This window comes from Mycobacterium sp. RTGN4, assembly GCF_033804635.1.
Lineage (GTDB): Bacteria > Actinomycetota > Actinomycetes > Mycobacteriales > Mycobacteriaceae > Mycobacterium.
Genome location: NZ_JAPZLB010000017.1, coordinates 56,389 through 77,688, shown reverse-complemented (window position 1 = coordinate 77,688; position 21,300 = coordinate 56,389). Strand labels below are relative to the sequence as shown.

General features: G+C 66.0%; 25 protein-coding genes. 12 read left to right on the top strand and 13 right to left on the bottom strand.

The window, feature by feature from the left end:
• Positions 1–99: 99 nt before the first annotated feature.
• From SLQ30_RS28095 to SLQ30_RS28080, 4 genes are all read left to right on the top strand, one after another.
• A complete protein-coding gene (locus SLQ30_RS28095) occupies positions 100–876 on the top strand; it encodes a helix-turn-helix transcriptional regulator (protein WP_319450089.1) in 777 nt (258 codons plus the stop codon).
• A gap of 77 nt (positions 877–953) precedes the next feature.
• Positions 954–1,577, top strand: a complete 624-nt coding sequence (locus SLQ30_RS28090) for a peroxidase-related enzyme (protein WP_319450090.1) — start codon at positions 954–956, stop codon at positions 1,575–1,577.
• A 51-nt stretch (positions 1,578–1,628) separates the two neighbouring features.
• Positions 1,629–2,351 carry a FadR/GntR family transcriptional regulator gene (locus SLQ30_RS28085; protein WP_319450091.1) on the top strand — a complete coding sequence of 241 codons (723 nt, stop codon included), beginning with the start codon at positions 1,629–1,631 and terminating at the stop codon, positions 2,349–2,351.
• Positions 2,348–3,025, top strand: coding sequence for a sterol desaturase family protein (locus SLQ30_RS28080; RefSeq protein WP_319450092.1), 678 nt, complete (start codon positions 2,348–2,350; stop codon positions 3,023–3,025). The genes SLQ30_RS28085 and SLQ30_RS28080 overlap by 4 nt, the downstream gene beginning before the upstream one ends.
• On the opposite strand, the gene SLQ30_RS28075 is transcribed toward SLQ30_RS28080, so the two are convergent.
• Genes SLQ30_RS28075 through SLQ30_RS28065 form a run of 3 tightly spaced genes read right to left on the bottom strand, consistent with a single transcriptional unit; the run spans position 3,009 to position 5,740 of the window.
• Entirely contained in the window at positions 3,009–3,731 is a 723-nt protein-coding gene (locus SLQ30_RS28075) for a L,D-transpeptidase (RefSeq protein WP_413468208.1), read from the bottom strand. The genes SLQ30_RS28080 and SLQ30_RS28075 overlap by 17 nt on opposite strands.
• 55 nt (positions 3,732–3,786) lie before the next feature.
• Positions 3,787–4,434, bottom strand: a complete 648-nt coding sequence (locus SLQ30_RS28070; RefSeq protein ID WP_319450093.1) for a Pr6Pr family membrane protein — start codon at positions 4,432–4,434, stop codon at positions 3,787–3,789.
• On the bottom strand, positions 4,406–5,740 hold the full coding sequence (locus tag SLQ30_RS28065; RefSeq protein ID WP_319450094.1) for a hypothetical protein: 1,335 nt from the start codon (positions 5,738–5,740) through the stop codon (positions 4,406–4,408). The genes SLQ30_RS28070 and SLQ30_RS28065 overlap by 29 nt, the downstream gene beginning before the upstream one ends.
• Positions 5,741–5,889: 149 nt before the next feature.
• Between SLQ30_RS28065 and SLQ30_RS28060 the strand changes: the two genes are divergently transcribed.
• The gene (locus tag SLQ30_RS28060) at positions 5,890–7,353 is read left to right on the top strand and encodes an oligopeptide:H+ symporter (RefSeq protein WP_319450095.1); all 1,464 of its coding nucleotides are present in this window, start codon (positions 5,890–5,892) and stop codon (positions 7,351–7,353) included.
• Between the two features lie 7 nt (positions 7,354–7,360).
• Here SLQ30_RS28060 and SLQ30_RS28055 read toward each other — a convergent pair whose 3' ends face one another.
• Positions 7,361–8,308 (bottom strand): threonine/serine dehydratase, encoded by a 948-nt coding sequence (locus SLQ30_RS28055; RefSeq protein ID WP_319450171.1) that lies wholly within the window; start codon positions 8,306–8,308, stop codon positions 7,361–7,363.
• A 45-nt stretch (positions 8,309–8,353) separates the two neighbouring features.
• Here SLQ30_RS28055 and SLQ30_RS28050 point away from each other — a divergent pair, with 45 nt between their 5' ends.
• Genes SLQ30_RS28050 through SLQ30_RS28040 form a run of 3 tightly spaced genes read left to right on the top strand, consistent with a single transcriptional unit; the run spans position 8,354 to position 10,270 of the window.
• Positions 8,354–8,827 carry an acyl-CoA thioesterase gene (locus SLQ30_RS28050; RefSeq protein ID WP_413468203.1) on the top strand — a complete coding sequence of 158 codons (474 nt, stop codon included), beginning with the start codon at positions 8,354–8,356 and terminating at the stop codon, positions 8,825–8,827.
• Positions 8,824–9,885, top strand: coding sequence for an agmatinase (gene speB, locus SLQ30_RS28045; protein WP_319450097.1), 1,062 nt, complete (start codon positions 8,824–8,826; stop codon positions 9,883–9,885). Before SLQ30_RS28050 ends, speB begins: the two co-directional genes overlap by 4 nt.
• A 4-nt stretch (positions 9,886–9,889) precedes the next feature.
• Positions 9,890–10,270 (top strand): DUF393 domain-containing protein, encoded by a 381-nt coding sequence (locus tag SLQ30_RS28040; protein ID WP_319450098.1) that lies wholly within the window; start codon positions 9,890–9,892, stop codon positions 10,268–10,270.
• Between the two features lie 4 nt (positions 10,271–10,274).
• On the opposite strand, the gene SLQ30_RS28035 is transcribed toward SLQ30_RS28040, so the two are convergent.
• The 7 genes from SLQ30_RS28035 to SLQ30_RS28005 form a co-directional block, all read right to left on the bottom strand.
• A complete protein-coding gene (locus SLQ30_RS28035; RefSeq protein WP_319450099.1) occupies positions 10,275–10,799 on the bottom strand; it encodes a hypothetical protein in 525 nt (174 codons plus the stop codon).
• 58 nt (positions 10,800–10,857) lie between these two features.
• Entirely contained in the window at positions 10,858–11,742 is an 885-nt protein-coding gene (locus tag SLQ30_RS28030) for a cyclopropane mycolic acid synthase family methyltransferase (protein WP_319450100.1), read from the bottom strand.
• 252 nt (positions 11,743–11,994) lie between these two features.
• A complete protein-coding gene (locus SLQ30_RS28025; protein ID WP_319450101.1) occupies positions 11,995–12,291 on the bottom strand; it encodes an antibiotic biosynthesis monooxygenase family protein in 297 nt (98 codons plus the stop codon).
• 90 nt (positions 12,292–12,381) lie between these two features.
• Positions 12,382–13,233, bottom strand: a complete 852-nt coding sequence (locus SLQ30_RS28020; protein ID WP_319450102.1) for a cytochrome c biogenesis CcdA family protein — start codon at positions 13,231–13,233, stop codon at positions 12,382–12,384.
• A 24-nt stretch (positions 13,234–13,257) separates the two neighbouring features.
• Complete coding sequence (locus SLQ30_RS28015; protein WP_413468207.1) at positions 13,258–13,698, bottom strand: protein disulfide oxidoreductase; 441 nt, start codon at positions 13,696–13,698, stop codon at positions 13,258–13,260.
• A 136-nt stretch (positions 13,699–13,834) separates the two neighbouring features.
• A complete protein-coding gene (locus SLQ30_RS28010; protein ID WP_319450104.1) occupies positions 13,835–14,716 on the bottom strand; it encodes a TIGR03854 family LLM class F420-dependent oxidoreductase in 882 nt (293 codons plus the stop codon).
• Positions 14,713–15,483 carry a class I SAM-dependent methyltransferase gene (locus SLQ30_RS28005; protein WP_319450105.1) on the bottom strand — a complete coding sequence of 257 codons (771 nt, stop codon included), beginning with the start codon at positions 15,481–15,483 and terminating at the stop codon, positions 14,713–14,715. The genes SLQ30_RS28010 and SLQ30_RS28005 overlap by 4 nt, the downstream gene beginning before the upstream one ends.
• Positions 15,484–15,572: 89 nt before the next feature.
• On the opposite strand from SLQ30_RS28005, the gene SLQ30_RS28000 reads away from it, so the two are divergent.
• Positions 15,573–16,775 (top strand): serine hydrolase domain-containing protein, encoded by a 1,203-nt coding sequence (locus SLQ30_RS28000; RefSeq protein WP_319450106.1) that lies wholly within the window; start codon positions 15,573–15,575, stop codon positions 16,773–16,775.
• A 30-nt stretch (positions 16,776–16,805) separates the two neighbouring features.
• Entirely contained in the window at positions 16,806–17,264 is a 459-nt protein-coding gene (locus SLQ30_RS27995) for an SRPBCC family protein (RefSeq protein ID WP_319450107.1), read from the top strand.
• A gap of 55 nt (positions 17,265–17,319) precedes the next feature.
• Here the strand turns inward: SLQ30_RS27995 and SLQ30_RS27990 are convergent, their stop codons facing one another.
• Positions 17,320–17,787 (bottom strand): hypothetical protein, encoded by a 468-nt coding sequence (locus SLQ30_RS27990; RefSeq protein WP_319450108.1) that lies wholly within the window; start codon positions 17,785–17,787, stop codon positions 17,320–17,322.
• A gap of 300 nt (positions 17,788–18,087) precedes the next feature.
• Between SLQ30_RS27990 and SLQ30_RS27985 the strand changes: the two genes are divergently transcribed.
• Both SLQ30_RS27985 and SLQ30_RS27980 read left to right on the top strand, forming a co-directional pair.
• Positions 18,088–18,603: a nuclear transport factor 2 family protein gene (locus SLQ30_RS27985; RefSeq protein ID WP_319450109.1), complete on the top strand. Its 516-nt coding sequence runs from the start codon at positions 18,088–18,090 to the stop codon at positions 18,601–18,603.
• 82 nt (positions 18,604–18,685) lie between these two features.
• On the top strand, positions 18,686–19,969 hold the full coding sequence (locus SLQ30_RS27980) for a cytochrome P450 (RefSeq protein ID WP_319450110.1): 1,284 nt from the start codon (positions 18,686–18,688) through the stop codon (positions 19,967–19,969).
• Here the strand turns inward: SLQ30_RS27980 and SLQ30_RS27975 are convergent.
• Positions 19,966–21,288, bottom strand: coding sequence for an NAD(P)/FAD-dependent oxidoreductase (locus SLQ30_RS27975; protein ID WP_319450111.1), 1,323 nt, complete (start codon positions 21,286–21,288; stop codon positions 19,966–19,968). The two genes, SLQ30_RS27980 and SLQ30_RS27975, sit on opposite strands and share 4 nt — an antisense overlap.
• Positions 21,289–21,300: the final 12 nt, after the last annotated feature.

Here is a 21,300-nt window from a genome sequence, read left to right as displayed (position 1 = left end):
ATTGCTCCGGACACATTCAGCGTGCGCCGCGGCGGGTAGGCGAAGCAATTACCTGCCAGGTAGTGGATCGAGCGCCGCCCGCTGCGCCAGACTGTTTCGATGACGACCGCGCACACCCAGCACCCGCCCTTTGGTGCGCTGATGAAGCAGTGGCGGCAGCGGCGTCGCCTGTCCCAGCTCGAGTTGGCCATCGAGGCCGACGTGTCCTCGCGGCACGTGAGCTTCATCGAGACCGGACGGTCCGCGCCGAGTCGCGCCATGGTGCTGCGGCTGGCCGACGCACTCGACGTGCCGTTGCGGGAGCAGAACCAGCTCCTGATGGCAGCGGGGCTTGCGCCCGTCTACTCGGAGCGCACGCTGCAGGATCCGGACATGTCAGCGGTGCGGGACGGTGTCGAACAGGTGCTGAAGGCCTATGAGCCGTTTCCGTGTCTGGCGGTCGACCGCGGTTGGAACATCGTGGTGGCGAACGCAGGGGCCGGGCTGCTGCTGGAGGGCGTCGCGCCGCACCTGCTCGATCCGCCGAATGCGCTACGCATCTCGTTGCACCCCGAGGGGCTTGCGCCACGGATTCGCAATCTCGGGCAATGGCGTCACCACGTGATCGGCCGGCTGCGCAGGGAGGTGACGGTCAGCGGATCGAACGAGTTGGCTGCGTTGCTCGCCGAGCTCGATTCCTACCCAGGCGGTTTCGATCTCGGGACCGATCTCGGTGGAGTCGTGGTCCCGCTGAAGTTGGATGGTCCTGGTGGACGGACGCTGACCTTCTTGAGCACGGTGACGACATTCGGGACAGCGCTTGACCTGACGGCCGCCGAGCTGAGCATCGAGGCGTTCCTACCCGCCGACGAGGCGACCGCTGCTGCGCTGCGCTGAATGCGGCGCCCGCAAGGGTTTTGGTCTGCTGGTGCACAAACCTTGGCGGTTACCGCGCGCCGACTCATGCTGACGTCGTGACCACGACTGCCGACCCGACCGCTGCGCACGCCACTCCCCTGACTCCCAACCGCATCTCCCGACTGGAGGTGCCGCCACTCGACGACCTGGCGACACCAGCGGTGCGCGGCTTCTTCGCCCGCCAACAACGCGAAGAAGGGTTGACCTCCAACTGGTTTCGTGCGCTTTCGCTCAATGAGGGCGACCTGGAGCGGCTGAACGGTTACCTGCTGCCTCTGCTGGGCACGGACGGGCGAGGTGGGCTGAGTCCACGCGAACGCGAGGTGATCGCCACCGTCGTCTCCGGCGAGAACCGTTGCGCCTACTGCCACACCAACCACGCCAACAAGCTCGGCAAGGTCGCAGGTGACTGGTCCTTCGGTCAGCGCGTGGCCATCGACCACCATCAGGTCGCGGAACTGACCGAACGCGAACGCGCACTCGCGGACCTTGCCGTCGCGGTCAACAACGATCCCCAGTCCATCCGCGACGCCGACTACGACCGGCTGCGTGAGCTCGGGCTCGACGACCACCAGATCCTGGAGGGCATCTCGATCGCGGCGTTCATCGGCGCTACCAACCGCATCGGCATCGCACTGTCGGTCCCGCCGAACCCCGAGTACACGGGCGTGCCGCAGTAGCGACTGGTAAGACCACTTGACCTCTGACCGACGGCGTGCCATGGTCGTGCCATGGCATTGCAACCGGTCAACCGTCGGTCGGTACCCGAGGACGTCTTCGAACAGATCGTCGCGGAGGTGCTCAGCGGCGACATGCAGCCTGGTGAGGCGTTGCCCAGTGAGCGGCGCCTGGCCGAGGTGCTCGGAGTATCGAGACCCGCCGTACGCGAGGCGCTCAAACGCCTGACCGAGGTTGGATTGGTCGAGGTGCGTCAGGGCGACGCCAGCACGGTGCGTGACTTCCGCCGTCACGCCGGACTCGACCTGCTGCCACGGCTGCTCATCAGAGCCGGCGAAGTCGACGTCTCGGTGGTGCGCAGCATTCTCGAGACCCGCCTCCACAACGGTCCGAAGGTGGCCCAGCTGGCGGCGCTGCGCCGCGGGCCCGAGACCGCGGACGCGTTGGAGGCGACCGTCGACGTGCTGGCCCGCGAGCAAGACCCGGTCGAACGTCAGCGCCACGCCTTGACCTTCTGGGATCAGCTCGTCGACGGTGCCGATTCCATCGCATTTCGCTTGATGTACAACACCCTTCGCGCCACCTACGAGCCCGCGCTGCCTGCGCTCGCCGTCATGATGGCCGACGAAGTCGGGCGCCCGGACGCGTATCGCGACATCGCCTCGGCCATCCGCGCCTCCGACGCCGAACGCGCCGAAACCGCCGCGCGGAACCTTCTTGAACCTGCCACCACCGCGCTACTCGCGGCGCTTGACGCCATGGAGGAAAAACGATGACCACGACGACGTCATCCAGAGCCGCACGCCGCACGTTCGCGCTGCCCGCCGCGGCGCGGGAGTTCTGGCGCCACCCATCGCCATGGATGATCGGCGTCGCGCTGGTCGTTGCGCTGACTGCGCGCATCGTCGTCGGTGGTTGGGGAGTTGCCGACCTGCTCGTCCCCCTCGCGATGCTCGCCGCATTTCCGTTCTTCGAATGGATGGTCCACGTCTTCGTATTGCATTGGCGGCCAAGGCGAATGGGCCGGCTCACCATCGACTCCCTGCTGGCGCGCAAACACCGTGAACACCACGTGAATCCACGCGAGGTACCGCTGATCTTCATCCCGTGGCCGGCGCTGCTGTGGGTGATCCCGGTTTCCGTCGGCATCGCGTTACTCGCCTTCCCGCGCACCGGACTCGGGCTGACCGCTCTGATGTTCGTCACGATCTTGGGTCTCGGCTACGAATGGTGCCACTACCTCATTCACAGCGACTACAAGCCGAAAAGCCGGCTATACCGTGCCATTTGGATGAATCACCGGCAGCACCACTACCGCAACGAGCACTACTGGTTCACGGTGACCAGTGCGGGTACGGCCGACCGCATACTCGGTACCTATCCGGACGCGACGACCGTCGCAGCGTCACCGACCGCGAAGAACCTGCACGCGGCTACGCCTGAACGATGATCGGATCGCCGATGTGGACGTTGTCGTAGTACCAGGCGGCGTTGTCGGGACCCAAGTTGATGCAGCCGTGGCTGACGTTCGAATTGCCTTGTGATCCGACCGACCATGGCGCCGAGTGCACGTACACACCACCCCAGGTCACGCGAACCGCGTTGTACACGGTCAGCTTGTAACCCTCGGGGTCATTGAGCGGGATCCCGATGGTGCGCGAATCCATGATCACAGGCGACTGCTTCTCCAACGCGGTGAACGAACCGATGGGCGTCGGGTGCTTGGGCTTGCCCATCGAGGCAGGCATCGTGCGCACCACCTGGCCGTCGACGCTCACGGTGAACGTATGTGCATTCAGATCCGCGACGCCCACCACCGCCGCACCCGTGTCGAAGCTGGCCTTGATGCCACCCACCGACATCGCGACAGTGGAATGCGCAGGCCAGTAGGTGCTCGGCGTGAACTGGAGGACGTCGTCGCCCAGCCACGTGAAGCTGCCTCGTGCACCAGGTGTCGAGAAGTGGATCGAACGTTCCGCGGCGGCGCGGTCGGCGACGGAGCGGGCAAAGGTCACCGTGACCGGCATGCCGACGCCGACGACGTCGCCTGGGGCGGGTGCGATGTTCGAGACGGTAGCGGGTCCGGGTGTGGCCGCTTCGCCGGTGCTGACCGATCCGGTCAGCAGCAGCGTGGCAGTCCCCGCTATCGCCAGCACATAACGCAAAGCTCTGGGCAAGTTCCATCCTCCAAGTTCGGGCCTGACATACATGTTAGGTGGGCTCGCCGCTGTCGGGCGTTAGCCGAGGCCGGGTCACGGCCAACAGTACGAAACCGAGCGCGAGGATGCCGAGCCCGAGTAACCCGAAATTGGCCGCGACGGCAGGGATTCCCACGCTGGCGGGGTCGAGGAAGAAGTACGGCGCGCGCCGGCCCACCTGATTGAGCACCACGAGGGCCAACACTCCGTACGCCGCCGGATAGACCAGCCACGCGAACGGCTGCCACCACTGCACAGGCGCCTGGCCCCGACCGATCAGCAACCAATCCGCCAAGGCCAGTACCGGCACGGCGACGTGCAACAGGAGGTTCGCCGGGGTGTAGCCCATGCTGTGCCCGGTGAGGAACATGTTCCAGATCAGCCCGGCGACGACCACGTACAGCACGACGGCGCCACGCAACCCGGCCCGAGCATCTGCCTTGGGCGACACCAACGTCCACGCGTAGTACGCCGCAGCCAACAGATTCGCCTGATACGTGAACGTCACCAGCCGCCACATCACGCCAGAGCGCGAGCTCAGTTCGACGGTGACCAACGCCAGCACCACGGCAAATACCAGGGCGGTCCGGAGCGCCACGCGAAGGACGTCGCGCCCTCCCGAGGCCGACCCGTTACTGGACAGGCGGCACCGGTGGGGCATCTGCCGGAAGCATCGGAGCGGGTGGCGGAACCGGCGGGGCGAATTCCTCGGGATCTGGATCGTTGACGCCGCGGATGCGGTCCATGATGCGCGTGTGAAGCGGCTTCTTCGTCGGCATGACTACCGGCGCAGGAACGGCGACCGGAGGGACGTACGGGGGCGGTGCTGCGGCCGGATCGGGCGGAAGCGCCGCCGCGGGGTCGTCGGGCACGGTGGCAGGACTGTCGACGTAGGTCGGCGCCTCGGCGGGCACATCGGAGACCGGCGCCTCGACCTCGACCGGCGGGGCCTGCGGAGGCGGTAGCACCGGTGCCGCGGGAATCGCCACGGGTGGCGGCGGCAGGGCAGGCCGGACGGCTTCCCGTGCTGCCGCCGGGGCTTCGCGGGTGTCGGCGGTACGAACGGAGTCGACGGTGGCCGGCTGTTCGTGCGGCGAGAATTCGAGGCTGAGTGCGGCCGAAACGGATGCGACGAACGTCACCACGCCGACCACCAGCATCGTCAATGCGCCGTTGTGCGCCATGGCACGACGACGGGCGTCCGACCAACGTGGCTCGGCGGGTACGGCCGGTTGGTCGAACCCACCGAACTCGGCGAACGGAAGTTCGACCGCGCGCGTGGACGCCAACGCCGCTCCGCGCGCGAGCGCCAACTCGGCTTCGGCCGGGGAGAACACGGGCACGGACAAGGCATCCTCGAGCCGTGGCAGAAGCTCGTCGAAATTGCCTGCCGAACCCACCACCACCAGGGCCTCTGGCTGCCAGTCGGCCTTTGTGAATACCGAGCTGAGCCAGCTGATCAGACTCTGGTCGGTGTCGATGGCGTGGTTGAAGGCGGTTTGCACCGAACCGTTGGCCGACTCGCCGGAGTGAACGATCAGCGTGATCACCGTCTCCGGCTCGATGACGCACACCGCCGTGGTCTGGTAGCCGATGACGTCGGCCATGCCGCGGGCCAGCGCCTCGGTGGCCTCCGGAAGGCGGATGGGTACCACGTTGTCGAATCCGGACTCCGAAAGCGATCGCATCAGCAGGGACGCCTGGTGGTCGGCGTCTTCGCTCCAGGTCACGCCGATGGAGTGCAGTCGGATTCCGCGCGTCGCGGCGATCGCCTCGGTGCGGAGCACGGCGGCCGTCGCCTGCTCGGAGGTGGCGATGGACCCGTGGTCGATGTCGATGGCCTCGTGATCCACGGTGGCGCCGTCGGCGTCATGTCCTTCGACGAGCACCAGGCCAACGGACGTGGGAGTCATCGACAAGCCCAACACCGCGTCCACATGCACCCCTTCGGACCACGATGTGGCCACGCCCAGGGCGGAGACACTAGGGCACCCGAACGGTGCCGACAGCGTGGTCATCCACGTTTCCCGGTGACACTACCCGGCAAGCTGACATCGGGCTCGCTGGGGCAACGAACCGCCGGTCACGGGGCGCCTAGACGTGAAAGGGTGGCGCCATGGACGCGGAACTGGCCGACGATCGGCGGGTCGAACGGACGATATTCGGCCACCCCGTCGGGTTGGTGAACCTGTTCGGGGTCGAGCTCTGGGAACGGTTCTCCTTCTACGGGATGCTGACCATTCTCGGCTACTACCTGTACTACGAGGTCACGCAGGGCGGGCTGGAGCTGCCCAAGACCACCGCGACGGGGATCGTTGGCGCGTACGGCGGGCTGGTGTACCTGTCCACGGTGCTCGGTGGCTGGATCGCCGACCGGGTGCTCGGAATGGAACGCACTGTCTTCTACGGCGGTGTCGTGGTGATGCTCGGGCACATCGCGCTTGCGATCCTGCCCGGATTGACCGGTGTCGGCGTCGGGCTGACGCTGGTCGCGCTCGGCTCCGGCGCGCTCAAGGCCAACGCGTCTTCACTGCTCGGCACGCTGTACGACAAGGGTGACGCGCGGGCCGACGGCGGGTTCACGCTGTTCTATCTTGGCATCAACCTCGGCGCGTTCATCGGGCCGTTGATCACGGGGCTGCTGCAGACTCGGGTCGGATTCCACTACGGGTTCGGTGCGGCCGCCATCGGAATGGCGCTGGGCCTGATCCAGTACGTCGTCTTCCGGCGCAATCTCGGCACACACGGGCGTGAGGTTCCGAATCCGTTGCCATCCAACCGCATTGCCGTCTACGTCGGCGCCGCACTGGCGGTCGTGGCGCTGATCGTCGTCGTGATGTGGGCGGGGTTGGTGACGCTGGCGAACCTCTCGCAGGTGACCACCGGGGTGATCATCGTCGCGTCCTTGGCGTACTTCGTCGTGATGTTGACGAGCGCGAAGGTGGAACCGGTGGAGAAGACCCGGGTGCGGGCGTTCATCCCCTTGTTCATCGCGAACGCGGTGTTCTGGTCGCTGTTCCAACAGATCTTCACGGTCTTGGCCGTGTACTCCGACGAGCGGATGAACTGGTCGATCTTCGGATGGACGGCACCGTCGAGCTGGGTCGGTTCGATCGAGCCGGTGTGGATCATCTTGCTGTCGCCCGTCTTTGCGGTGATGTGGACGCGCCTGGGCAACCGGGCGCCGACCACTCCGCGCAAGTTCGCCTATGGCGTGATCGGGATGGGCGCGGCCTTCCTGTTGTTCCTGCCGATGGCGGGCACCACCGGGAAGGCCGTGCCTGCGCTATTGATCGCAGGCATCCTGGCGGTGTTCGCGATATCCGAGCTGCTGCTGTCGCCGATCGGGCTCTCGGTGACCACCAAGCTTGCGCCACAAGCGTTTCGCGCTCAGATGATGGCGCTGTACTTCTTCTCGGTTGGGCTCGGCACCTCGATGTCCGGCGTGCTGGCCAGGTACTACGATCCGGCGCACGAATTCGCCTACTTCGGGATCCTCGGCGTCGTCGCCATCGTGGTCGGACTCGTGGTGTTCGGACTGTCAGGCTGGATCAGCCGACTGATGGAAGGCGTGCACTGAGCGTAATTCAAGCGTTCAGAAGCTCTTTCAGGAGTGCGGGTTCGATGTTGCCGCCGGAGAGCACCAGCACGGTAGGCCCGGGCGGCAGCGCGAAATTGCGGTAGGCGGCCAGTGCCACCGCGCCGCTTGGTTCGGCGATCAGGTGTGCGCGAAGTGCGAGTTCGCGCACGGCAGCGCGGATTTGGTCCTCGGACACCGTGATCAGGTCGTCGAGCACCCTTTGTAGATGCGCGAACGTAAGCTCGGACGGTTGCGAGCGCAGCCCGTCTGCGATGGTGCGGTTGCGGTCGGCGATGGACCAGTCGACGCGATGGCCGGCCCGCAACGACGCCTCCGTATCCGCCGCCAACTCGGGTTCGACGCCGAAAACCCTTGCCCGCGGGCACAATGCCTTGACCGCTGTACCGATGCCGGAGGCCAGCCCGCCGCCGCTGACCGGCACGATGACGTTGGAGACGTCTGGTAGGTCGGTAGCGATCTCCAGGCCGATGGTGCCCTGTCCGGCGATGATGTCGGGATGGTCGAACGGCGGCACCAAGACGCCACCGGTGCGGACCACCAGATCGTCGGCCACCGCCTCGCGCTCACCGGCGGCACACAACACCACTTCGGCGCCGTACCCGCGGGTGGCTGCGACCTTGACCTCGGGCGTCTCTTCGGGCATGACGATGTGGGCCGGAATGTCGTACGTCGCTGCGGCGTATGCAACGGCCTGGGCGTGGTTGCCGCTCGAGTAGGCCACCACTCCCCTAGCCCGGGTCGCTTCATCGAGGCGTCCGATGGCGTTGAACGCGCCGCGGACCTTGAACGCGCCGATCGCCTGAAGGTTCTCCGGCTTGATCCACAGCGGCCGTTCCGGATCCGCCCACGGCGCTGGGACCAGCGGTGTGCGCACCACAGAACCGCGGATGCGCTCGGCGGCATCGCGAATGTCGTCGACGGAGATCAGTTGCACGCCTGGCCCTTGGGAGCTCACGGCGAGAATCTTAAAGTGTGCTGTGTGACCGAACCGTTCGCTCTGCCGATCGTGCCGCGCTACGCCGAAGTCGATCAGCAGGGGGTCGTGTTCAACGGTCACTACCTGACCTGGTTGGACGAGGCTTCCACTGCGTACTTCGACCACCTCGGCGTGCCGTTCACCGAGTTCACCTCATGGGGCGTGGACGTCCAGGTGGTGCATGCGGAGCTCGACTTTCTGGCACCCGTCCGCTGGCGTGACTCGGTCCGTGTCGTCACACGTTGCGACGCGGTGGGGACGACGAGCTTCACGCTGCGCTTCGACGTGCTGCGGCGCGGGGACGACGGTGAGGACACCACCGCGGTGCGGGGGCGCAACGTCTATGTCGTCGTTTCGACCGAGGACTGGGCCAAGCGGGACATTCCAGCCGTGCTGCGGGAAGCGCTCACTTCTGTTGCGGGTCAAGGCCAGAACGCGATGGATGGCGGTATCGATCAAGGTACTGTCAGTCCATGAGCCACGACCACGGCGACCAGGGGCATCATCGCGAACTTCCGCCCGGGATGGCTGAGCAACTCGACCTGCCGTACTCGGGGTTGGCGACGTTCGGGCATCGGCCGTTTCTGACCGAGGTCGAGCAACTCGATTCGTGGAAGCCCGATGTCGCGATCGTCGGTGCCCCATTCGACGTGGGAACCACCAACCGGCCGGGTGCGCGGTTCGGTCCGCGGGCGATCCGGGCGACGGCGTATGAACCCGGGACCTATCACATGGATCTCGGGCTCGAGATCTTCGACTGGCTCGAGGTCGTCGACTTCGGCGATGCGTTCTGTCCGCACGGGCTGACCGAGGTATCGCACGCCAACATCAAGGAACGCGTGCATGCGGTGGCGTCGCGCGGCATCGTCCCGGTCGTGCTCGGAGGCGACCACTCGATCACCTGGCCTTCGGCGACGGCGGTGGCCGACGTCCACGGTTACGGCAACGTGGGCATCGTCCACTTCGACGCCCACGCCGACACCGCGGACATCATCGACGGCAACCTGGCCAGCCACGGCACCCCGATGCGTCGGCTCATCGAATCCGGCGCGGTGCCCGGCACGCACTTCGTCCAGGTGGGACTCCGTGGCTACTGGCCGCCGCAGGACACGTTCGAGTGGATGCAGGAACAGGGCATGGTGTGGCACACCATGCAGGAGATTTGGGAGCGTGGCTTCAAAGAGGTGATGGTCGATGCCGTCGGCGAGGCCTTGGCCAAGGCGGACAAGCTGTACCTGTCCGTCGATATCGACGTGCTCGACCCGGCCCATGCACCCGGCACGGGTACCCCCGAACCGGGTGGAATCACCAGCGTCGACCTGCTCCGCATGGTTCGCCAACTCTGTTATGAGCACGATGTGGCAGGCGTCGACGTAGTAGAGGTATCGCCCGCCTACGACCATGCCGAGCTCACGGTGAACGCTGCACACCGGGTGGTATTCGAGGCGCTCGCGGGCATGGCGGCGCGCAGGCGCGACGCTGCGGGTGGGGAAGTTGGTCCCCCTGGTCGACGGTCGGTCCCCGGAGGACAATGAACCCATGAGTGGTGTGCTCTATTTCGACGGGGTGTGCGGGATGTGCACGCGTGCCGTGACCGCGCTGGCCCGGCTCGACCGCACTGGGGCGCTGGAGATCCGGCCCTTCCAACAGCCCGGAACCGCCGAATTGCTGGGCATTTCCGAGTCGCGAATGCGTGAATCATCGTGGTGGCGGGACTCGTCCGGTGGCGTCGTCTACGGCGGCGCCGAGGGCATGAACGCAGCGCTGTCGGCGGCGTTGGGAACCCGGCTTCCGCTACTGCTGTACCGCTTACCGGGTGTCGGTGCGCTGCAGCGCTTGGCGTACCGCTACGTGGCGAGCCACCGCTACCGCTTCCCCGGCACCACGCCCTACTGCGAATCGCACCCGGTCTCCTGCTGACGCGTCATCTGCCCTGGCGCAGCTGCGCGGTGAGCTCGGTCCACACTGGGTCATCGGCGCGATGCTCGGAGACCACGCGGCACTCCCCAGATACGCGCATCGTCGCCAGGTCGAGGCGCTCGGGATTGCGATGAAAGACTGAAATCAGTCCTGCTTTCGTCATCTTCCTACCGAAGTGCTCGGCCGGTGTCTTGGCGTCCGTCCAACCGAGGCCGACCATCGCGGTTGCGACGTCATCGAGATAGCCGACCGAATTGCCTTGGGGCACTGCAAAAGTCATGTCGACGGTGACCTGGTACGGAGGGGCGTCGGCGTTCTTGCACGAGCGGAACGCATAACCACCCGCCGGATCGCGCAGCCCTGCGGTGCGGACGACGTCGACGACGGCGTCGACCACTTGGGCGCTGGCCTGCTCATCGGTCAGTGCATTGGCGGGGTGGTCGCGTAGGTAGGCCGCGCAGGCCGCCGCGTGGGTCACCAGCATCACGACGATGCCGAGCACCAAGGTCAGCGACAACGTCGCGATCAACAAACCTCTTGGCCCCGGCGCGCGGAGCCAATCGGATGGCAGGCCGACGGTCGCGCGCTCAGCTCTTCTTCAGCGTGAACTGGCAGATGTCGGTGTAGCCCTCGTTGAACAGCTCGGCGCAGCCGGTCAGGTAGCGCATGTACCTGTCGTATACCTCTTGGGACTGCAGTTCGATGGCCTCGTCCCGACGGGCTTCCAGCGCCGCAGCCCAGATCTCCAGGGTGCGCGCGTAGTGCAGCCGCAGCGGCTGGATCCTGGTGAGCTCGAACCCGACCTTGCTGGCGTGCTTCTCGACGTCCTCAACCTTGGGAAGCTCTCCACCAGGGAAGATCTCGTCCATGATGAATTTGAAGAACTTCAGCTTCGTCATGGTCAACGGCAGTCCGCGTTCGGCGAACTCTGCGTCACTGGGTTTGATGATGGTGTGTAGCAGCATCACGCCGCCGCTGGGCAGCGCCGAGTAGGCCATCTTGAAGAAGTCGTCGTAGCGGGCACTGCCGAAGTGCTCGAAGGCGCCGATCGAGACGATCCGGTCCACTGGCTCGTGGAACTGCTCCCAGCCCTCCAAGAGCACCTGCTTAGTGCGCGGGCTGTCCGACTTGGCGAGCAGTTCGTCGACGTGCACTTGCTGGTTCTTGCTCAGCGTCAGGCCGATGACGTTGACGTCATAGCGTTCGATGGCGCGGTTCAGGGTGGCACCCCAGCCGCAGCCGATGTCGAGCAACGTCATCCCTGGCTCGAGGCCGAGCTTGCCGAGTGACAGCTCGATCTTGGCGCGCTGCGCCTCCTCCAGCGTCATGTCGTCGCGTTCGAAGTACGCGCAGCTGTACGTCTGGGTTGGGTCCAGGAAGAGCCGGAAGAAGTCGTCGGACAGGTCGTAGTGCGATTGAACGTCCTCGAAGTTGGGCTTCAGGCGCTTGGTGTCGCTGGTCGTGTCTGGCAAGTCTGTAGCCTTTGGCGTTCGAGTTGATTCAGGTCGGAAGCTTGACGCGCTGGATAGCGGGGCTCCGTACGTATGCATACCTCAGCGCAGTTTACGCACAGTACCCGTAGACAGCGAATCAATCGGGGGCCGTTCGGAGCGGTGTCACGACTCCGTAATGCCCGGTAGCTGCGGTCGGGAAACCACTGGGTGGAGAAAATAGCTGAACTTGCTGGGAATTGGCTGGATGCACTTTGCTGGAGTGCATGCGGTTCAGCTGAGTGAACCTCGTCCGGTCACGTCGTACTCCGCCACGGACGCCGACGAGAGCGCCGCGCCCTGCTCTTCGGTAGGTCCGCTGCCCCGGAACGCATCGACGGCGTCCTGCGACTCCCAGTGCTCGAACACGTTTATGCGGCTCTCGTCGAGCAGATCCGCGGATATCGCGAAGTCCAGGCATCCGGGGGCAGCGCGGGCGAGTCGGACGACGTCGACGCAACCGGACAGGTACTCGGTGCGCAGTTCGGGCGCCACGACGAGGTGGCCCGCGACGACGACATGTGTGCTCATGGCTATCCCTTCCGGCCCTTCTGGGAATGACGACGTGACAAGAAGTGGACTCGACGATGTGCCGGGAGTCATCGGCGCCACGCGGTGGGGTCATCGTCGCACCCGCTGGCGCCAGCGGGCCCACGTCAGTGCGATCAGAACCATCGCGACGAGCGCGATCAACCACGGCAACGGGCCATGGGTGAAGACCCAACCGGCCAGCGTGCCCTGTAACCGCGCAGCGACGGCGATGACGGGATCGCGGGGGTCACCCGAAGCGGAGAACAGTTGCACCTCGTACCACCCGTAGTAGCCGACGTACGCACCGACGAGCAGCAGGATGACTCCACTGATCCTGTTGAGGTAGGGCAACAGCTGCCGCAATCGGGCGATGAACGCCGAACTCGCCAGCGCGGACGCCACCGCGAGTGTGCCGACGATCAGCGTGAACCCGGCCGCATAAGACGCGAACGCGAAGAGCCCGCCGGACGATCCGCTGACCCCGATGCCGGTGACCGCGAGAAACGGGCCGATCGTGCACGACAGCGAGGCGAGCGCATAGCCGACTCCGTATCCGAACATCGACCCGAGCCGGGCGCTCGGTGCCCATCGGGTGTTGGCTCCCAAGGAACTTCGGACCGGCGACGGCATTTCCCGGCCTGCCAGCAGCCAGCAGCCGACGACGACGAGCGTGATGCCGACCGCGACCGTCACGTAGGGCAGGTGACCTTGCAGCGCATTGGCAGCGGACGTGGTGAGGAGGCCGAACAACCCGAAGACCGCGATGAAGCCGAGGGCCATGGCCGCAGTGGCGGTCAGCGCCCGCCCCACCGCGGAAGCCCGGCTCGACCCTTCGCCCCGCACCACCAACGCCAGATAGGCGGGCAGCATCGCGAACCCGCACGGATTCAACGCCGCTACCAGCCCGGCTGCGAAGGCAAGCCCAAGCGCACCAGAGCTCATGACAGCTGCGACCTGACCCTGCGCCTAGCCCCTCAGCGCGGACACTCGGTCGGACAGTTCCTGTTGCGACATCGCGGACGTCGGATTGTTGACGAACGTCGATGTGCCGTCCGAACGGTAGAACACGTACGCGGGCTGCCATGGCACGTTGTATCGCGCCCAGATCGAGCCGTCGGCGTCGTTGAGATTGGTGAACCCGAGGTGGTACTTGCTGACGAAGTCCTCCATCGCGCCGACGTCAGAGCGTGCCGCGACGCCGACGAAGGTCACCCCTGGATTGGCGGCAGCCACTGCGCCGACGCTCGGCGCCTCGGCGTTGCAGAAGGGACACCACGGCGTCCAGAACCACAGCACTGCGGGTTTGCCCGCGAGGCTGGATCCATTGAACGGAGTCCCGGCCAGGGTTGTTCCAGTGAATTGAATGCGGTCATCGGCAATGGCGTTCGGCGGACTGATCAACACCATCGCGGTCAGTACGGCAACGATCGCCAAAACGATCCGACCACGCGACTTCGATGCGGTCATGACGCCAGTTCCTTCCGCTCCGGGTAACCCACTGGAGACACGACTCAGCGGCCGTCCGGGTTCACGTCACCGGCGTTCAGTTCTCGCGCGGGAGCAATTCTGCTGCGAATCGTTTGGTGAACGCCGCGAGTTCGCCCCCTGCTGCGGGCCGGATGACGAACTTCGTGAGCCCGGCGGCCACGTACTGGTCGATGAGTTCGTGCAATCGGGGCCAACCGTCGGCCACCAACTCGGCCGGATCGACGTCGGGCCGTCGATGCCCCACGGCCGCCGCGAGCTCGGGGGTCAGTCCGTCTTCGGCGATGGCGAGGTTGATGCCGAAGTGGTCGGGTTCGATGGTCCGGCCCGCGTCGACGGCGGCCTGTTCGATCGATTCGCGGCCGCGACCGGCTTCGGCCGGGGTGAGGAAGCTTCCGAGCCAGCCGTCGGCCAGCTGCCCGATGCGTCGAAAGGCCGCGGGCGCGGAGCCACCGAGCCAAATGTCCAGCGGCCTGGCGGGCGCCGGTGCGACGGCCGGCGAGCTCACCGTGAAGAAGTCACCCGTGAACGACGTGGCGTCCTCGTCGAGGCTGACCCGCAGCAATCGGAGGGACTCGTCGAAGACGGCCGCGCGCTGGCCGGCAGGCACCGGGAACAGCTCTCGTTCGGCGGGGATGGCCGACCGTAGTCCGAACACCGGGAGCACGCGTTTCGGGGCCAGTGCGGCGAGCGACGCCAATTGCTTGGCGACCAGCACGGGATGACGTCCCGGCAGCACCACCACCGACGTGCCGACCTTGAGCCGCTGGGTCCGAGACAGTGCATACGCCATCCCGATGAACGGATCGACGGCCTTGGAATACACCAATTCGGAGAGCCACAGGGAGTCGATGCCGAGCTCTTCCATGCGGTCGACGAGTTCCGGTAGCGCCTCGGGACCGATGTCTGCGCCGAGTCCGACGCCGAAACGAATCTTCACCGCACCAACTCTGCCCGCATCTGCGTGAAGCGAAAGAGCCCGGGTCGGCCCGCGATCGGCTCGTACGCCTCTACCTCGTCGGAGACGAAGCGGGGCCGCTCGGCCTCCGGCAAACGATCCGTCCATGCGGTCGAGCCCACTGCGCACCAACGTTCGAAGACGTCGCGAGCTCCGAAGTCCCACTCGCGATCCACCACTACAAGGTCGGTCACCTTCAGGCCGGCCGATGCCGCCAGCTCACGGAAGTGGTCCGGTTCGACGTGCACGAACGGGGCCACGAAGCCGTCGAACCATGCTGCCCAGGAAGGGCTTTGGCACACTTTCATGGCCGTCGCCTCCAGGCTGGCTCTGCGGCCTGCACACACCATTTGAATGGTCACCCGACCTCCGGGCTTGACCACCGTGGCGATTTGCTCGAGTGCCTGATCCTGCCGCAAGACCCAGTGCAGCGCATTGAACGAAACCGCGGCGTCGAACCGCGCGCTGAACGGCAGCCTGCGGGCGTCGGCCACGACGAACCACGGCCCCGAAGCCGTGGATTGGCCGGCATCGTGTGCAGCGGCGATCATGCGAGGCGAGGCATCCGCTCCGACCGCGCCCCCGCGAGGGACCATGTCGGCGATCGCGCGCGTGAGAAAGCCGTCGCCGCAACCGATGTCGAGCACCCAGTCGTCGGGAGCGTGCGACAGGGCGGCCAACGCTTCCGTGATCATCGTGCGTTGCAGTCCGCTGACCTCGGCGTAGTCGCGTCCGCTCCAATCGGTCACTCGGACAGTTAACGCCATATCCACTCGGGTGGCAGCAGTCACGCGGATAATGGAGCGGTCGACCGCCATTCACTCTTGACGGGATTTCCATGAAGGTGAGCATCCGTTGGCGTGGCCTGGTGGCCATCGCCGTTTCGTCGCTGGTGCTGTCGAGTTGTGCGCACGACGCCTCACCGCCGCCCGCGCCGTCGGCTCCCCCGGCCGCGAAGGCCATCGACCCCGGGGTCGCCAAGCGCCTGGACGGTGCGATCACCGACGCGATGAACGCCGCCAGCGTGCCGGGCGCCATCATCGGTTTGTGGGGCCCCGACGGCCAGTACGTCAAGGCCTTCGGGGTCGCGGACAGGGCAACCGGTGATCCGATGAAGATCGACCTGTTTCACCGAATCGGCAGTGTGACAAAGACGTTCACCGTGACCGCGATACTGCAACTCGTCGACCAGGGGAAGCTGGGCCTCGACGATTCGATCGCGAAGTACGTCGACGGCGTCCCGAGGGGTGGCGAGATCACCCTGCGCCAACTGGCAAGAATGCAGAGCGGACTGCACAACTACAGCGCGGTCGCAGCCTTCCAGAAGTTGCTGTACAGCGACCCGTGGCACCCCTTCGCCCCGCGGGACCTGATCGACTACGCCTTCAGCGTGCCCAACGACTTCCCGCCCGGGCAAGGCTTCGAGTACTCCAACACCAACACGGTGCTACTCGGCATGGTGGTCGAGAAGGTCAGCGGGCAAACCCTGCCCGACTTCATCACAGACCACATCCTCACGCCATTGAAGTTGAGCCACACCAGCTTTCCCACCACCAACGCGTTCCCGACACCGCATGCCCAGGGTTACTCCCAGAACACGGAGAACCAGGAGGTGGTCACCAGCAACTGGGATCCCACCTGGGCCTGGGCGGCTGGCGCCATGATCTCGACGTTGGACGACATGCGCGTGTGGGCCGACGAACTCGCCGCGGGAACGCTGCTCAGTCCGCAGACGCAGAAGCAGCGTTTGGAGACGGTCAACGATCCGCCGCTTCCGCCACAGGACGGCTACGGGTTGGGCATCTTCGACCTGGCCGGCTGGGTCGGCCACAACGGCAGCCTCCCCGGCTATCAGACGGTGGTGGTGCGTCTGCCGGACAAGCAAACGACGTTGGTCATCATGAGCAACACGGACATACCGGCTCGGGGCGGTGAGCCAAGCACGGCGCTGGCGAATGCGATCACGAAGATCGTGACACCCGATCACGTCTATACGCTCAGCCCAGACGTTCAGTCGCCGCCGACCACCAAGCCGCGTTGAGCTGGACATCTGACCAGGAAAGGATCGCCAATGGAGGCATCAGTCACCGTCGCAATGGACGCGCCGCCCGAGCAGATCTGGGAGCTCGTCGCGGACGTGCGCAATACCGGCAAGTTCTCCCCGGAAGTCATGGAAGCGCAATGGCTCGACGGCGCAACCAAACCCGCGCTGGGTGCGACGTTCCGTGGTCACGTGAAGCGCAACGAGATCGGCCCCGTGTACTGGACGACCTGCCGGGTGACGGCATGCGAGCCCGGCCGCGAGTTCGGCTTCGAGGTGCTCGTCGGGGACCGGGCCGTCAACAACTGGCACTACCGGTTCACTCCGACGCAGGGCGGCACCGACGTCACCGAGTCGTTCCGCATGAACGAGGGGCTCTTCACCACCCTGTTCGGACTCTTCGGTGGTCAGCTGCGCACGAGGCGCAACGTCCGCGACATGCGCAAGACGCTGGAGCGGATCAAGGCCGTCGTAGAAGCGGACTCGTAGCCGCTAGCCCGCCCCGCCGAAACCGCCGCGTGGCGGCGGTCTCGGCGGGTGGGGCTCAGTTGAAGCCGGCGCCGAAGACCGGGATCCACACTCCGAACAACCAGATGCCCCACTGGCGGAAACCGTCGTCCCATACCGGCGTGGCCTGGTAGCCCCAGTAGTCGATTTGCTGTGGACGGTAGCCGCCGTTCCAGTACACCGGCGGCGGCGGACCCCAACCCCACGGCGGGGCGCCCCAGCGGTTGTCCCATTTCTGGTGGGGATCTGGACGCCACTGATTGCGATTCCAATCTCCGCGGTCGAAGTCGGGGCCGCGTTTGAAGTCGGGACCGTCGTGTTTGAAATCGGGACCATCGCAGCGCGGCGGGCAATCGTCGTGACCGTGGCCGCCGGGCCCGCGACCAGGGTCCAGCGGCATGGGTGCGCGTGGCTGCGCAATCGCGACGCCACTACCGAGTCCGACGCCACCGAGCACCAGTCCCCCGGCCATAACGGTCGCAGCTGCCACCTTCGTCAGTTTCATTTGTGTCGCTCCGTTCCGTGACCCCGGCGCCAGGTGTCGTGACGCACGAATGCCACCGTTCATTCCCGTAACCCCGTGACCTGACCCCTTCCTGGCTATCGCCTGTGAGCTCGGGATCGTTACCGGCGTCTTGTGCGGTCTCCCAACGTGATTCGCATGTGGGGCGAATGTGACCCAAGTGGTTCGTGTTGCCGTTGGAAACTCGCGTGGTTCCGTAGCGGCCATCGGAAACGCCCGCGCGGCGGTGGCGGCTTTGGTAGAACAAGTTCTAGTTTCTTCAGAGCCGAAGGAGTTGGGTCGATGGGGTCTTCTACCAACCGATGGTCACGCGAGGAGCTCGCGGAGGCGTTCGACGTCTACCAGCAGCAGGTGATCGACGTCGGCAGGACGTGGGACTGGTCCAGCTACGCCAACGTGTTCACCGAGGACGCCACATACGTCGAGCACGCGTTGGGCAACATGGCCGGCCGTGAGGCGATTCGCGAGTGGATCGTCTCGACGATGAACACCTTTCCCGGTAGCGAGATGCCGACGTACCCGGTCGAGTGGTGCTCGATCGACGCCGAGAACGACTGGGTGATCTTCAAGAACGTCAACACCATGAAGGACCCCGGCGACGGCAGCGTGCACGGCGCCCCGGTCATCACCGCGCTCAAGTACGCGGGCGACGGCAAATGGAGCTACGAGGAAGACGCCTACAACCCGATGAACTTCATGGTGATGATTCAGGAGTACGTCAAGCGTTGTCACCAGCTCGGCACGATCTCCGATGACGCACGGGTGTTCGCCAAGAACATGGGCTGGGAGCTGGCCTGACCACCCTCAATCATCGGGCGGTTTCAAGCGATTGAGGGCCATTTGCGGCTGCTCGGCCGGTGAGCGGCCTAGGCTCGGCGAGGTGGGCATCTCGACTCGGGTCAACGGGGCAGCACCCCCTGACGTGCCGCTGTCCGACATCAATCTCGGGTCATGGGATTTCTGGGCCCTCGACGACGAAGTTCGCGATGGCGCGTTCACCACGCTGCGGCGTGAGGCGCCGGTCTCACACCACCCGGAGTTCGTCCTGGACGGCGCGACTCCGGGCCGCGGACACTGGGCGGTGACTCGGTACGACGACGTGTTCCACGCGAGCCGTCACCCCGAGGTGTTCAGCTCGGCAGAGGGCATCACCATCGGCGACCAGACCCCCGAACTCAACGAGTACTTCGGCTCGATGATCGCGATGGACGATCCCAGACATACCCGGCTGCGCAACATCGTCCGAAGTGCCTTCACGCCGCGAGTGCTGGCTCGGGTGGAAGACTCGGTCCGCGATCGCGCCAAGCGCCTGGTCGCGGCGATGGTGGCCGACCATCCCGATGGCTGCGCCGAACTGGTTTCGGCGCTGGCCGGTCCGCTGCCCCTGCAGATCATCTGCGACATGATGGGCATCCCCGAAGACGATCATCAGCGGGTCTTCTACTGGACGAACGTCATCCTGGGCTTCGGTGATCCGGAGATAACCACCGACTATGACGAATTCATCAAGGTGGCGATGGACATCGGCGCCTACGCCGCTGCGCTCGCCGACGATCGACGGGCACACCCCGGCGAGGATCTCACCACCAGCCTGGTGCAGGCCGAACTCGACGGCGAACGGCTTACCTCGACCGAGGTGGCGTCGTTCTTCATCCTGCTGGTGGTGGCGGGTAACGAGACGACGCGCAACGCCATCAGCCACGGCGTGCTGGCGTTGAGTCGCCATCCCGAGCAACGCGACGACTGGTGGAACGACTACGACACCATCGCGCCGACAGCTGTCGAGGAGGTTGTCCGGTGGGCCTCACCGGTGGCCTACATGCGCCGCACGGTGACTCGCGATACGGAGTTGAGCGGCGTGAAACTCGTCAAGGGCGACAAGGTCACGCTCTGGTATGGCTCGGCCAACCGGGACGCCTCGAAGTTCGACGATCCGTGGACCTTCGACGTGCGCCGCCATCCGAATCCTCACGTCGGCTTCGGCGGTGGCGGCGCCCACTTCTGTCTTGGTGCGAACCTGGCCCGCCGCGAGATCACGGTGGCCTTCGAGGAACTGCATCGCCAGATTCCCGACATCGCCGCGACGGAGGATCCCGACCGGCTGCAGTCGGCGTTCATACACGGCATCAAGCGGCTGCCGGTGTCCTGGACGCCCGCGCGCTAGGCGACCTCGACCGCACGCGACTCGCAGACTTCGGCCAGCTCGTCGCGCGTCGGCCCGTCCGGTACCGAGGGCCGCCAGCCGCTCGTATACAACTCGCGGGCAAGGGGTTCCACGGAGTCGAGGCTCGCGGGCAGCGCGTCCATCCGTGCGAATGGCGCGACGACCGCGCGCAACCGAGCGTCACCTTCGGCCGCAGCGACCACGAGATCGGATGGGAGCCGGCCAGTGGTGTCGACCGCTCCCCCGGCCCATCTGCGCTGCCGGTCGGCATCGGTGTGACGGTGGTCGTCAAACCACGGCCTGATGTTTGCGGTGCACCAATCGTCGAATTGCCCTGCTGCGGCATGGATGTCGTCCACGTGGTGGTCAAGTGCGCCGAGCAACGAGCGCGCCTGCAGCAACGCGAGCGTGACGCCGCGACCGGCCAGTGGCGTGGTGGTGCATACCGCGTCGCCAAGCGAGATCATGCCAGGGGCCGCTAGTCGTCCGGCGCCATCGAGTTGGCCTTGGTACCCGTTGTACAGCCGTCCACCTGGCAGTACCCGCGTGATCGGTTGTGCGCGAAGCGGATCGAGCCAGTCCGATAGTTGCGGTATCGCGCGGGCGGCGGCGTCGAATGCCTCACCGTCGCGCAGTCCGCGTAGCCGGCGATCGGAACCGTCGTGGGCGAACGTGATCGAGAAGGTCCGGTTGTCATGCAGGAACGCGATGGCGAAGTACCCCGGAAACCCCAGCGAGAGCCCGATGGGCGAGTTCACCGGCCCCGCAGGAGCGCCCGCGAGCAGCTGGTACTGCCTGTCGATGTAGACCGCGCCACAGGCTCCGCCCTCGACGGGCATCCGGATCGCTGCGGTCAGTCTGCTGGCTCGGCCCGAGGCGTCGATCACCAGGTCGGCGGGCACGGCCCGACCCGCGGCCGTGACTCCGTAGACGCGTCCACGCTCGCGGACGAGGCCGTCGACATGCGCTGTCAGGACGGTCACTCCCGGCTCGGCGACGGCGCAGCGCCGCAATACCGCGTCGAAAACGGCGCGGCGGCACAGCAACGCGGCGGGTCGACCGTCAGGGCCTTCGGCGACGACTGCGCCGGACGCGGTCAGTTGGTGCACGACGTCCGGCAACTCGGCGCGAAGGACGTCGATGACCGGTCCCCGGAAGGTATGGGCGTGATGGAACTGCATGACGCCCTTGCGCTTCCACGGCCCTGGCCCCGACGGGCCCGGATCGCGGTCGATCATCACGACGTCGTGGCCACGCCGTGCAAGGGCGATGGCGGTGAACAGGCCCGTGGGACCTGCCCCCACGATGACCACGCGCATGACTACTCCAAT

Bases quoted from the DNA above. Each gene is read 5' to 3' on its own strand.
- SLQ30_RS28040 (WP_319450098.1), top strand. From the start codon at position 9,890: ATGAGTGGTGTGCTCTATTTCGACGGGGTGTGCGGGATGTGCACGCGT.
- SLQ30_RS28000 (WP_319450106.1), top strand. From the start codon at position 15,573: ATGAAGGTGAGCATCCGTTGGCGTGGCCTGGTGGCCATCGCCGTTTCG.
- SLQ30_RS28020 (WP_319450102.1), bottom strand. From the start codon at position 13,233: ATGAGCTCTGGTGCGCTTGGGCTTGCCTTCGCAGCCGGGCTGGTAGCG.
- speB (WP_319450097.1), top strand. From the start codon at position 8,824: ATGAGCCACGACCACGGCGACCAGGGGCATCATCGCGAACTTCCGCCC.
- SLQ30_RS28015 (WP_413468207.1), bottom strand. From the start codon at position 13,698: ATGGTGTTGATCAGTCCGCCGAACGCCATTGCCGATGACCGCATTCAA.
- SLQ30_RS27995 (WP_319450107.1), top strand. From the start codon at position 16,806: ATGGAGGCATCAGTCACCGTCGCAATGGACGCGCCGCCCGAGCAGATC.
- SLQ30_RS28025 (WP_319450101.1), bottom strand. From the start codon at position 12,291: ATGAGCACACATGTCGTCGTCGCGGGCCACCTCGTCGTGGCGCCCGAA.
- SLQ30_RS28095 (WP_319450089.1), top strand. From the start codon at position 100: ATGACGACCGCGCACACCCAGCACCCGCCCTTTGGTGCGCTGATGAAG.
- SLQ30_RS28060 (WP_319450095.1), top strand. From the start codon at position 5,890: ATGGACGCGGAACTGGCCGACGATCGGCGGGTCGAACGGACGATATTC.
- SLQ30_RS27985 (WP_319450109.1), top strand. From the start codon at position 18,088: ATGGGGTCTTCTACCAACCGATGGTCACGCGAGGAGCTCGCGGAGGCG.
- SLQ30_RS27975 (WP_319450111.1), bottom strand. From the start codon at position 21,288: ATGCGCGTGGTCATCGTGGGGGCAGGTCCCACGGGCCTGTTCACCGCC.
- SLQ30_RS28085 (WP_319450091.1), top strand. From the start codon at position 1,629: ATGGCATTGCAACCGGTCAACCGTCGGTCGGTACCCGAGGACGTCTTC.
- SLQ30_RS28070 (WP_319450093.1), bottom strand. From the start codon at position 4,434: ATGCCCCACCGGTGCCGCCTGTCCAGTAACGGGTCGGCCTCGGGAGGG.
- SLQ30_RS27990 (WP_319450108.1), bottom strand. From the start codon at position 17,787: ATGAAACTGACGAAGGTGGCAGCTGCGACCGTTATGGCCGGGGGACTG.
- SLQ30_RS28080 (WP_319450092.1), top strand. From the start codon at position 2,348: ATGACCACGACGACGTCATCCAGAGCCGCACGCCGCACGTTCGCGCTG.